The 12,476-nt window shown below is 36.2% G+C and carries 13 protein-coding genes; 5 read left to right on the forward strand and 8 right to left on the reverse strand.

Going from position 1 to position 12,476, the window contains the following annotated elements; all coding sequences use genetic code 11:
- Positions 1-3: 3 nt before the first annotated feature.
- The 4 genes from K9M53_RS10770 to K9M53_RS10785 form a co-directional block, all read right to left on the reverse strand.
- Positions 4-795, reverse strand: a complete 792-nt coding sequence (locus K9M53_RS10770; RefSeq protein WP_224014704.1) for a 5'-nucleotidase, lipoprotein e(P4) family — start codon at positions 793-795, stop codon at positions 4-6.
- Between the two features lie 107 nt (positions 796-902).
- On the reverse strand, positions 903-2,279 hold the full coding sequence (locus K9M53_RS10775) for an ATP-binding protein (RefSeq protein WP_224014713.1): 1,377 nt from the start codon (positions 2,277-2,279) through the stop codon (positions 903-905).
- Positions 2,280-2,298: 19 nt separating this feature from the next.
- Positions 2,299-2,841, reverse strand: coding sequence for a YfiR family protein (locus tag K9M53_RS10780; protein ID WP_224014715.1), 543 nt, complete (start codon positions 2,839-2,841; stop codon positions 2,299-2,301).
- 7 nt (positions 2,842-2,848) lie between these two features.
- Positions 2,849-4,963 carry a TonB-dependent receptor plug domain-containing protein gene (locus K9M53_RS10785; protein ID WP_224014717.1) on the reverse strand — a complete coding sequence of 705 codons (2,115 nt, stop codon included), beginning with the start codon at positions 4,961-4,963 and terminating at the stop codon, positions 2,849-2,851.
- Positions 4,964-5,197: 234 nt separating this feature from the next.
- On the opposite strand from K9M53_RS10785, the gene K9M53_RS10790 reads away from it, so the two are divergent.
- The 4 genes from K9M53_RS10790 to K9M53_RS10805 all read left to right on the forward strand — a co-directional run bounded on the left by K9M53_RS10790 (position 5,198) and on the right by K9M53_RS10805 (position 8,990).
- A complete protein-coding gene (locus K9M53_RS10790; protein WP_224014719.1) occupies positions 5,198-7,387 on the forward strand; it encodes a PAS domain S-box protein in 2,190 nt (729 codons plus the stop codon).
- 3 nt (positions 7,388-7,390) lie between these two features.
- Positions 7,391-7,765, forward strand: a complete 375-nt coding sequence (locus tag K9M53_RS10795; RefSeq protein ID WP_224014721.1) for a response regulator — start codon at positions 7,391-7,393, stop codon at positions 7,763-7,765.
- A 107-nt stretch (positions 7,766-7,872) separates the two neighbouring features.
- Positions 7,873-8,730, forward strand: a complete 858-nt coding sequence (locus tag K9M53_RS10800) for an SDR family oxidoreductase (protein WP_224014723.1) — start codon at positions 7,873-7,875, stop codon at positions 8,728-8,730.
- A gap of 20 nt (positions 8,731-8,750) precedes the next feature.
- Positions 8,751-8,990 (forward strand): hypothetical protein, encoded by a 240-nt coding sequence (locus K9M53_RS10805; protein WP_224014725.1) that lies wholly within the window; start codon positions 8,751-8,753, stop codon positions 8,988-8,990.
- A gap of 28 nt (positions 8,991-9,018) precedes the next feature.
- Here the strand turns inward: K9M53_RS10805 and K9M53_RS10810 are convergent, their stop codons facing one another.
- The 3 genes from K9M53_RS10810 to K9M53_RS10820 form a co-directional block, all read right to left on the reverse strand.
- Positions 9,019-9,312, reverse strand: coding sequence for a hypothetical protein (locus K9M53_RS10810; RefSeq protein ID WP_224014727.1), 294 nt, complete (start codon positions 9,310-9,312; stop codon positions 9,019-9,021).
- A gap of 55 nt (positions 9,313-9,367) precedes the next feature.
- Positions 9,368-10,204 carry a hypothetical protein gene (locus K9M53_RS10815; RefSeq protein ID WP_224014729.1) on the reverse strand — a complete coding sequence of 279 codons (837 nt, stop codon included), beginning with the start codon at positions 10,202-10,204 and terminating at the stop codon, positions 9,368-9,370.
- A gap of 74 nt (positions 10,205-10,278) precedes the next feature.
- Positions 10,279-11,373: a DNA topoisomerase IB gene (locus tag K9M53_RS10820; RefSeq protein ID WP_224014731.1), complete on the reverse strand. Its 1,095-nt coding sequence runs from the start codon at positions 11,371-11,373 to the stop codon at positions 10,279-10,281.
- Between the two features lie 191 nt (positions 11,374-11,564).
- Between K9M53_RS10820 and K9M53_RS10825 the strand changes: the two genes are divergently transcribed.
- Positions 11,565-11,759, forward strand: coding sequence for a hypothetical protein (locus tag K9M53_RS10825; protein ID WP_224014733.1), 195 nt, complete (start codon positions 11,565-11,567; stop codon positions 11,757-11,759).
- Positions 11,760-11,884: 125 nt separating this feature from the next.
- Here K9M53_RS10825 and K9M53_RS10830 read toward each other — a convergent pair whose 3' ends face one another.
- Positions 11,885-12,472 carry a DUF4142 domain-containing protein gene (locus K9M53_RS10830; RefSeq protein WP_224014735.1) on the reverse strand — a complete coding sequence of 196 codons (588 nt, stop codon included), beginning with the start codon at positions 12,470-12,472 and terminating at the stop codon, positions 11,885-11,887.
- Between the last annotated feature and the right edge of the window lie 4 nt (positions 12,473-12,476).

The raw sequence follows: 12,476 nt of genomic DNA on the forward strand, positions 1-12,476 counted from the left end.
GTATTAATAAATCTTCAATACACTTTTCATCACAGAATCTTTCTGCTGTTGGGTAAGCTTATAATTATATTTATACAAAGCCCCTTCCCAATCACCATAATTAGCATTGGGAAAAACAATAAACTTTTTTCCAAACTCAGTAACCGAAGCATCCACATTTTGTTTACGTTCTTCTTCCGTTTTTCTATCAAATAAAGCACTAAAGTCTGACAGGTTATCTCCCATTAACAGCACAACTTCATAATCTTTCATCACCTGCAACCTTCTTGTTTCCTTACTGGATGATGATTGTTTTAATAATAAATGTGCACTGTCTGCGTCAGGCAAACCAAATTGTTGCAGGTTTTTTAAAGTGCCGCTACGTTCTTTCTCATCCCGGTTAGTAATGTAAAAAATGTTGATCCCTTTTGAATGGATATAGTTCAGCAAATTAGCAGCTCCCGGCATTGTATCAGCGGAAGATCTGCTTGTCCAATCGTACCAATCACTTTGAGTATATTCCTTACCGCTATATGCCTGGTGTACTGCAAAAGGACTATTATTTAAAATTGTTTCATCGATATCGGTAATAATGGCTTTAGGCTTTGTACTTTGGGCTACAAATTCATCTGCACGTAAACGGGCGATATTATACGATTGCAGGCAAAGCGCCCTATATTCAGCCGCACGTTGCTGAAAAAGAGAAGTAAATACCTTCCCGTTCAAACTAGTATTTTCAGGAGCTAATTGCCGGGTAGTTTTACAGGAACAAAACAGCACAGTAAATACTATACTAAGAAATAAGTAGCGTGTCATAAATGTTTAAAAGATAAATGTATGCAAAGTTGGTATTCTTCTTTACATAAACCTTATACAAAGTATTATCAATTTGTTTTCTCTTCTCAATGCTAAATGAAAGCAGCTTATACATTGTTTATTGGCAATTCAAAATAAAACACTGAACCCTCTCCTTCTTTACTTTCAGCCCAGATTTTACCGTTATGCAATTTTATTATTTGTGAACATATATAAAGTCCTAATCCAAAACCGGAAATACCGACACTTTTACCCGGAGCCCTATAAAAACGGTCGAATATTTTCCCCAATTCTTCGGCAGATATTCCTAAACCAAAATCCTTAACGCTTACAATTATAGAAGGATCAGTTTTTTTGATCCCAACTAAAATCTCTTTTCCATCAGCAGAATATTTAATAGCGTTCGATACAAAGTTCACAATTACCTGTTCAATACGATGCCTGTCTGCCAAAACAAACTGATCAACAGGCAAGGTATTTTTTACGATCATGTGCTTGTGCGTACTGATCTGCATATTATTAATACACTCGTCTACCAATTCATCAATATTAAATTGCTTGATATTAAGCTGTAATTGCCCGGATTGAATTTTTGATACATCCAGCAGGTCAACGATCAGATCCTGTAATTTTCTTGTTCCGCTTAACGCTTTCTGAACAAATATGCGCTTTGTTTCTTCCGTTTCAATTTCATCCAGTAATTCCAAAAATCCTTTAATGGTAGTTAAAGGTGTTTTCAATTCATGACTGGCTACACCAATAAATTCATCTTTCTTTTGATGGCTGCTGACAATCTCTTTTAATAGACTATTGAATTCAGCCGAAAGTGTAGAGATCTCATCTTTTCCCGCAACCGGCACTTGTTGTCCGTAATCCCCATTGTTGCGTATTTCTTCCATAACATTCACCAATGATAATATAGGTTTTGAAATAGAACGTTGATTGATGTAAGCGACTATAAAAGAGAAAAGCATTCCAATTATCAGCAATAAAGCTGTCATCGTATAGTTGAGCTGTTTTATCTGCTGTAGTTCTGTAAGCTGTATTTGCAGGCATACTGTACCAAAAAGCTCTTTGTCTTTACTGATATTTCGATAGACGTATAATAAACTGTCGCCTTCAAACTGGTATGAATTAACGTATGGGGCGGGAAAATGATATGTGCTATAATCTTTTTTGGTATAGGTTGCAAATACATTTCCACTCTTATCCAATATACTTGCATTAACCACATCTGTTTGTACTTGCTGAAAGTTTTCGAGGATCTTTGTTGCCGCTTCATTATCTAAAAACTGGATAGCAGATACACTATTACTACCAATAACCTGCGCAATAGATTCAGCGCTTCTTACCTTTCTTTCTTTATAGCCTTTTATACTACTGATCAAAAAAGCGACAAAACATAAGCCTAGCACCAAAAGACAGGTAAACATCTGTATCCCGATCAATTTACTTTTTATAGATAATCCTCTTATGCTAAACATATATTCGATCTGCTCTTATCTAATTATTAATTACAAAAGCGGCATGCTGCAATAATTGCGAGCTTATTTTAATACCTGCCTGTGACGCTGCTTTTAAATTTATTTCAAACTTCAATTTATTATCTCCGATAAAAAAGTTGATGTGCGCACCTTTTGTACAAGCGTCTTTTTGTTCCGTTACAATAAGCACCGGTCTATTGCCAAGCTTTGAAGTAACTGCACTAATATCTGTCCCAAAACCTTTTGAAATAAACAAAATCTGGCAATCACTTATATCATTAATATTCTGGGCTACTTTGATAGATACAATTTTGTTTTTTATTTTTTTAGCCTTTGCTATTTCATTTAAGGACGGTGTAATTGCCGATTCGCCCAATACTGTTATTACGAAATTGTCGGAAGATGTTATTTCCGGCCAATCGATATAATCTGCAAAGCGATACAAAAAAGCGGCCTTCAATGCATATTCCTGTTCGGGATCCGGCACAAAAGATGAAAAAGAAGATGCCATAAGCATTACCATGCTCATAGTAAAAACGGTTATAATTCTCTTCGCTATCATCTATATCTTAATTATTTAAGTCAATGCTTATTTTAAATAAAGCTGTTCTTCCCGGCTGCTCCAATACTGTTGAATACACCAGCCCATCGGCAGTTCTAAAACCCGGATCTAACCAATGAGCGTCAAATATATTTTTGATATTTAAACTTGCTGTTACCCTGTTATCAAACATTTTTTTTGTGGTGATCTCACAATTGGTAAGTGCATAACCTGCAACGGGTCCGTAAGGATCAGTAAACGGAGTTGGTCTTTCACCGACCATGTTCTCTGTAATACAAAATGTAAACAGATCATTTACATGGACAGTTACCCCTGCATTTCCTTTTATTTTTGGAATGGCAGAAACATTACGCACCAATCCCGTTATCAAATTTTCGCCACGTGTATCACTGTAAGTAAAATTGGCAAAGGCAGATGCATTTTTAGATATCACCCAATCAACAACTCCTTCTATTCCATTTACCCGTAGCTTGCCCGGATTTTTATTGGCATTAAAGCCTGATAAATTGCTTAACACAATTACATCCGTTAATTCGTTGCGGTAAAAATTTAATTGAGCTCTTACATTTTTAGAGAAGGAATAAATGATATTCACTTCATGCGTTTTTATTTTTTCTGTTTTTAAAGAAAAATCAGGAGGAGCCTGGTGTATCTCAAGGTTGGTAGGCGCCCTGAACGCCATTCCAAATTGATACTTTAATGTAAGCTTATCATTCGGCTGATTCACAACGACAGCTCTTGGACTTGTCATGCTTCCAAAATAGCTGTTATAATCATATCGAACTCCCCAGGTAAAATTTGTTTTGCCCAGGAGGTTTGTATTTAAGATATATTGAAGATAGCTTCCGATATTATTACGTATATCATATTGTCTTGGCAGGTAGGTTGTATGCAGATTAGTCAAAGTATCTTTTCCATCTAAAAAATAAATAGTAGAATCAAAGGTTGATTGCCTGCTGCCTTGCTCTACATTATCTTGTCTTGCTTCAACGCCTGCAGAAAATTTATGCATTTCAGACAACATATAATTTGCAGACAATTCTCCGGATACACTATTAGAATACGTTGCAATGTTGGCACGTATAAGTTTATTTCCGTCTGCTGTTACATAAACATACGAATCATCTGCTGTACCTGTTTCTCTATACGAAACACGACTTAAGATATCCCATTTTTCGTTCGGCTTATATTCATTTTGCAGAAAGATCGTTTGCAGATAAGACTCATCCAATCCCGGTTTTTCCCCACGTATTGAACTAGTCAAAAGCCCTACTACCCCTGAGTTTCCATATCCCTGTGAAGGCAGCCTTAAATAGACAGTAGGACTATTGGAATAAGTGCCCCAACCCATTGGCGTATTATACGTACGATAACCCAATGTTGTTACAGACTTTTCCGCATTGTAACTGATAGTACCATTAAATGAATAGCCGTTGTCAACAAAAGAGGCGGCATAATTCGGATCCCTGTTTGTAAATTTTGGGCCATCTGTATTATACAACGTTCCGGCAAAAGCAAATTCAAACTTCTTTTCTTTTAGTCCAACGCTTAGTTTCTCAAAAGAAGTATTAAACGTTCCATATCCTTTTTCCGCATGCAATCCATTTATATCCTGTCCTTTTTTACTGATCATATTAATTACACCGCCAAAGGCATTGGCCCCATACAAGGCAGATGCCGGCCCCCATATGATCTCAATATGATCAATATTGTGTAAACTATATACCGGACCGGCCATATCATTCGTTCCTAAAATATTATTTTCAACTATTCCATCGATCATCAGTAAAGCACGCAGGTTTTCAGCTCCGTACATTCCTCTAAAATAAAAAAGCGTGGGTGCATAACCGTTAACATGTATCATGTCTATGCCGGGCACATCACGTAATGCATCTTCCAATTGCTCATATCCTCTTTCAGCAATTTGTTGTGCAGTTATTACAGTTATCGTTGATGGCGCTTCTGCTACTGTTTGCAGATAACCTGAAGCAGTCACCACTTGCGTATTCAGTAATTCATCCAGAGAAAGATCAGACAAAGACGAAGCATCTTTACCAGTATCTTTTTGCGCCCGAACAACAAAAAAGAAAAAGAGAAATAGTACAAGCAAAAAAGATCTCATTTTCATATTGTATAATTTGATAGTGTGTAAAAAAGCAATACTGTAAGCTATATAAAAAATTGAAGTATTTATTTTTTTAACGTACTTAAATACGCTTTGATCAAAAATTGTGGAAATAATTCTACACCCTTTAAGTGCATAATAATTATGCCATACTTTTATTCTATTGCATATTTATTAGCTTGTTATTACTCACAATTATTTCGTTATTTTTAATTAGCAATACCAAGTTGAATGTCAATAGCAGAAAAAATTAAAATACCGGATGAAGAGTTGCAAACCATATTAAACTCAGCAGGCATTGCTACATTTAATTGCCATTTTCCTACTGACACTTTCATTGTTTCCGAAAGATATATGGAGATGTTCGACTTTGATAAAGGCAGCAAACCCTCTATCCACGATATTCCTGCCAGGATACACCCCGATGACCTGGATTACAGGAATGAGATAATCAAAGTAGCTTTTATTACCGGTACTATCAATTATGAAGTTCGAATTGTTCATCGCGACAGATCTATCCATTGGGTGCGTGTAAACGGCTCTATCACATTTGATGAAAACAAGCAACCAATATCATCTATCGGAATCGTTACAGATGTTACCAAAGAAAAAAACATTCTGCAGTCGCTCGAAGAAAAAGAACTACGACTTCGTTTAGCTATGGACGTTAGTAAGCTCGGCATCTGGGATCTTGACTTTACAACAGACGACATCATTTATTCAGAAAAAGTAGCAGAAATATTGGGACACCCTCCTTCTGCGATCTTAACACATCAGCAAATGGTAGATCAGATCTATCCTGATGATAAAAAAATTGTGGAAGATGCATTAGCAGCTGCAAAGCAAAATGGCATCTACGTGTACAACGCCCGCTTTATTCGTCCTGACAATTCAGTAATATGGGCACATATGAAAGGAAAGGTTATTTTTAACGAAGGCGTGCCCATCCGTGTATATGGAACAATGACAGACATAACCGAAAACAGGATCATTGATGAAATGAAAACAACACTGGCTGCTATAGTTGCTTCATCGGAAGATGCGATCGTAAGCAAGCGATTAGACGGCATTGTTACCAGTTGGAATAATTCTGCAGAAAGAATTTTTGGTTATACGCCGGAAGAAATGATAGGACAACATATTTCCAAGATCATCCCCCCCGACCGCCTGAATGAAGAAACAACAATAATTGAAACATTAAAGAAAGGATTAAGAGTAGAACATTTTGAAACAAAACGATTGACAAAAGATGGCAGGCTGCTGGATGTTTCCTTAGCAATATCTCCTCTTAAAAATTCCAATGGCATGATCATAGGTGCTTCTAAAGTAGCCAGGGATATTACTGAACAGAAAAAAATCATAAGAGACCTGCAGGAAAGTGAAGCAAAATTTCGTTTGTTGGCAGACTCGATGCCACAAAAAATATGGACAAGCGATATTAAAGGAAACCTGAATTATTTTAATAAAGCTGTGTATGATGAGTCGGGATTACAATATGAAGACATCTATAATTACGGGTGGATGGATGTTGTACACCCGGATGACAAAGAAGAGAATATCAGGCGATGGAAACACTCCATTGATACAGGTGAAGATTTTATCCTGGAACATCGATTACGTGGTTATACCGGTGAATATCGCTGGCAATTAAGCAGAGCCATTCCGCAAAAAGATTGCAATGGCAATATACAAATGTGGGTAGGTACCAGTACAGACATACACCAGATAAAAGAATCTGAAGAACAGAAAGATTTTTTTATCAGCATTGCAAGTCATGAATTAAAAACGCCTGTTACATCTATAAAAGGTTATGTGCAGATATTATTAAGCATTTATGCAAAAAAGGAAGATACCTTTCTTAATAATGCTTTGCTTACCATTGACAAGCAGATCATAACACTTACCACTCTTATCGGCGATCTGTTGGATATGTCTAAAATAAAAACAGGCGCTCTTGAATTAGAAAAACAACAATTTGATATAAATACATTGGTGGAAGAAACAGTTAAAGAAATAAGGTATGCTACACCGGCTCATTCTATCAACATTACAAAACCGGGCAACAACATAGAAGTGTTTGCTGATAAAAGAAGAATTTCGCAAGCACTCATTAATTTTCTTACCAATGCTGTAAAATATTCGCCGAACAACCACCAGGTGGATGTAACGGTTACGGCGAATAACAAGGAAGTGCATGTTTCTGTACGTGATTATGGTATTGGGATAGATAGGCAGGAACACGAAAAGATCTTTGAGCGTTTTTATCGTGTGGAAGGAAAAGATGAAAAAACATACCCTGGTTTTGGCATCGGCTTATTCATTGCATCAGAAATCATAAAAAAACACAGCGGGAAAATAATGGTTACAAGTGAAAAAGGAAAAGGTTCTACTTTTAGCTTTATTATTCCAACACACAATTAAACTATGAGCGCTAAAAAAGAAAGGCTATTGATCCTGGACGACAATGAAGATATTTTAACGATGTTGAAAACCATGTTGGATTATAACGGGTACGAAGTATTTATTAAAAAGAGTGCAGACAACATCAAAAACCATATAAAAGAAATAGCGCCCAAAACTATTTTAATGGATAAGCTTTTGTCTGGTATTGATGGTTGCGATATTTGTAAGAATATTAAAGAAGATACACAAATAGCATCTATTCCCATCATCATGATCTCTGCATTGCCGAATGCAAAAGAAGTTTGCATGGTAGCCGGTGCTGAGTACTTTATTAGCAAACCATTTGAGATGAAACATCTTTTACAAATTGTAGCAGATGCAATTTCCAGGAATTAATTTCTGTGTAACAAAATCTACAGGTTTTTATAATTTCAAACTTTTTTCTTCTACAAATTCGTTGGCGCAGTTTTAGTTTATACCCAGTTATATTCTAAACTATTTTTATGGAAGCGCAAACACGAACAATGCCGCCGCAAAAGCAACAACTACCCGGTTCTGAAAAGAAAATGGATCCGAAGCCCGTAACAGATGATCCTGATTATAAACCAACCGGAATGTTGAAAGGAAAAATTGCATTGATCACCGGCGGAGACAGCGGCATTGGTAAAGCGGTTGCTGTTTTATTTGCAAAAGAAGGTGCAAAGATCATCATCTCCTATTTAAATGAACACGAAGATGCAGATGATACAAAGAAACTAATTGAACATTATGGCGGCGATGCAATATTGGTACCAGGCGATATAGCAGAACCTGCATTTTGTAAAAGGTTGGTAGAAGCGGCAGTGAAAGAATTTGGAAGGATAGATATCTTAATTAATAATGCAGCGGAACAGCATGACGCTAAAACATTGGAAGAAATAAAACCCGATCATTTGGAAAGAACGTTTCGGGTAAATATTCTTGCTATGTTTTACATAACAAAAGCAGCGCTACCCTATATGCAAAAAGGAAGCTTAATAATAAATACTGCTTCTGTAACAGCCTACAAAGGAAGTCCTGAACTATTGGATTATTCTGCTACTAAAGGCGCTGTAGTAGCTTTCACAAGAAGTCTTTCCATAAACCTGGAGAAAAAAGATATACGTGTAAATGCTGTTGCGCCGGGCCCGATCTGGACACCGTTGATACCGGCATCTTTCGATGCGGAAAAAACAGCAAAGCATGGTGCCGATGTTCCTAAAAAGCGCCTGGGGCAACCAATTGAAGTAGCACCTTCTTATCTTTTTTTAGCAAGCGAAGCAGCTACTTATATGAGCGGGCAAGTGTTGCATCCTAATGGCGGAACTGTTGTAAACGGATAAACATAATTTAAACATACATCATGAAACAACTTATTTCTTTACTGACTATAATTTTACTTTTTTCATCCTGCATCGCAACCGGTAATTATGGCTATATGCATCCTGCATATATTGCGCCGGGTGTAGGCTTGGGAACCATTGTCGCCGTTGTTATTTCCTGGAGCCGTAATAAGTCTATTTTGTGGGCGATCATTCACGGCATATTGGGATGGCTGTATGTTATTTATGCACTATTGACAAGCAATGGTAAAAAATTATAACTTCTTATTTAAACTGTTAAATGAGAATTTAAATATAAATAAATCTACAAGCTATTAATACCAATAAGATCAAGGCGATCACTAAAATATATTTGTCAAAAAAATAAAGAATAAGTGCGGGTATGCTTGTTATTGCACAAACAAAACTTTGAAAAATAAATTGCTTATTTATTTCCCAAATTGTATGTTCCGTTATTAATGGGCTTACTAATTGATACCCTGTTTGATAAGCCCTTGCTAATTGTTCAACGATAGTAAATAACAAAACAATCAAAGCTATTTTAGACGTCATTTTTAAAACACCTTGTTTTTTATTTTGCATTCTATGTTGAATTTATCTTATTGTTATTCATGGATGAAGTGCTCTGCTGTCAGTTTCAATATTTTTTACTTATTCTTGTCTTTACAAATTCACCGTTTTCTTTTTGCTGATATTGTGAAATGCATCTAAAATTATTACCCATATATTCATAATCATTCAATCTCCCTGAATATGATTTCGGCAAAGTAGCATCTGATCTGTAAATTATTGTTAAGCAGTATAGATCGGAATCCAATTTTTTAATTAAATATTTCTGTTCCCCAATTTGCCGCCATTGCTTTGATGAAGTAAAAGCCGTATCACCCTGTATCCAATACGTTCCTGTATCACTCATGATCTTACCATGCGAACAACCGCCGGTAACTGTCCAATTATAATTGTTATCAGGCTTTATATCCAATTTACCAAACGTATCACTGTAATACTCTCCATAAATTTTTGTTTGAACATCTGCATTATCAATACGTACCAATCCCTTCTTCTTTTCATCATACTCCCATTGTTGAAGCGGCTTATCTTCTTTCTCAGAATAACTTATAACTTCTCCTACAGCATTATAAGAAGTATGCATAAACCCGACAGTAGCTAAAAAAGGATTGGAGAATATGTCTATTAAAATAGACTTTACCGGTTCCTTAGGATAAGTTGCATCCGGACCAATTGATCGTACCACAACAAAACTTATATGCTTTTCATTTACAAACTTCTCTATGCTCTTATTTTGGTAAACATCTCCCGAAATGATCAATAATTTAAAGCTGGTATCAATCTCTGAACCAAGCGTATCTAATAATTTGCTTAACAGCAACGTGTTTTTCTTAAACGTATTGCCAGATTGGGAAAAGCTTTTTATTGAAATTGTAAAAAAAATTATTAACAACAGTGCTCGCATAAAATGAGGGTTGGCCGGTTACACTTATCCGGTTAAGAGTTATGCAGCTAATTTAAACACAATAACGCACAAAATCACTTTCCTTCCAAAATCTCCATCACTACTTTCTCTTCTACTGTCAATTCATTATTGTTAGAGGCATTTGTTGCGCCGTTTAAGCGAGTAATATATTTATCCAGCTTATTGTTTTCATAAAGGTCCAACAGCACGGGATGTACATAATATTTTTTACAAACCGTTCTTGTATTTCCTAAATGTTTTGCTACTATATCCAATGCTTCAACTATTTTCTTTTTTGCTTCACCGGCAGTTTCAAAATTGCCCAGTTCTTTAAATGCCATAAACGTCTGCACCGTGCCTGCCCATGTACGGAAATCCTTTGCTGTAAAATCTGCCCCTGATAGTCTTCTTATATATTCATTCACCATTCCGGAATCGATGGAGTGATGTGTTCCGTCTTCATTATAATATTGAAACAATTCTTTGCCGGGTATATCTCTGCATTTTTTAACTATTGCCGAAAGCTTTTTGTTTTGTATGCTGATATCATGCTCTACTCCTTTCTTTCCTCTAAAGGAAAATTTCACCGTATTGCCGGAGATGCTTACATGTTTATCTTTTAAAGTAGTCAGCCCAAATGAGCCATATAATTTTTCATAAAAATTATTACCGATACGAATACCTGTGCGTTCCATCAGGCTAACAATAGCAGCCAATACTTTTTCCACAGGCAAACCGGGCAAAGCAAGGTCTTTATCTAATTGTTTTCTTATATCAGGCAATGTTTTTCCAAAATGATGCAGGCGAAAGAATTTGGTATAGTTGCGCAATACACTCCACAACGGATGATACTTGTATTGTTTACGTTTCATTGCATCTAAACCCGTAGCCTGCAAATGCCCCTTAGCCAACGTACATATCCACACATTTTCCCAGGCAGGCGGAATTACCAATGAAGCAATACGCTTTAATACTTCTTTATCTTTTACCTCTTTATCATCCAGCAGGTATTTAAATGATGTACCACTTTTAACTCTTGTGATTCCTTTTTGTTTATCATCCACATATACCAGCTTAATTGCTTCGGCTGTTTTTTCAGGATCATTTACAATAGCGTTCATAGTACGCTTGGGTAGTGAGACCACATTCTCTTCCATGTTATTTTGCATGCTTAGTATATAGAAACTTTCATGCCTTTCTACATATACTCACAATTCAATAACAAATGAGCAATAACATACACAATATGTTTATCATTCATGCCAAAAATATACGCTGATAAAGATTTCAACATTCAAGCAACCTTGGCATCAATGTTGATTTCATACATTCATTATTTACTTTTAAAAATATAATTGTTATGCCAACTAAAAATCAACAGGGGCCTAAACAACGTCAAAGTTCCCCAAAAAGTTCTCAAGGAACTCATCCTACAAGGACTGAAAAGAGCAATCAAAGCAAATCCACTCAATCATCAAAAGTTGGAGGAAGAAGTACAAAACATTCTTCTGATATGAGAGATGACAACATGGACAACAACATGGATAACGAATAGTTATTCAAAAAGGAATTGATAATTTAGGAAGCAGGGAATTAAACGTTCCCTGTTTTCTTTTGCGCCTGGTCATACAATAAAAAAGCCGGATCAAATATCCGGCTGTTGAAACGATAGGTGCTGTATTATTTTTTCATCTTATCATGCAATGCTGTAGCCATTTCCAGGTGATGTTGCAACTCAGGCAATGCATCTGAAAAAAGCGCCTTTATATCAGGATCTGTACAATTTTGTGCACTTTTCTGAAACAGGTCTATTGCATCTTTATGCGCCGATACAAGATCGCTTACATAGCCTTTATCTCTTTCCGCTTTATCTTTTTGTTCTTTCCATTTCATGATCTTGTCTGCCTGTTCTGGCGTAATATCGGCAGGCAATGAAACACCTTTCTTATCTGCCAGTCCCTTGATCTTCATATTTAATTTGCTATGCGCATCGGCCATTGTTCCGGCAATGGATTGTACATCTGCATTGGACGAATACATTTTAACAGTGTCAGAAACGCGTTGTTCAAACGTACTGGCAGCATAAGCATCCACCAATGCCTGTGCATCTTTTTCTCCAACCTTGTCAAACTTTGCATCATTCTTTGCTTCTGCTGTGTCTTTTGTGTTTACAGTATTCTCATTGTTATTTCCACCGTTACCACAGGCATTTAAACCAATAACGATCGCTAATAAAAAACAGCTCTTTAAAAATTTTAAACTACTCATACAT

It is taken from the genome of Ferruginibacter albus, from assembly GCF_020042285.1.
Lineage (GTDB): Bacteria > Bacteroidota > Bacteroidia > Chitinophagales > Chitinophagaceae > Ferruginibacter > Ferruginibacter albus.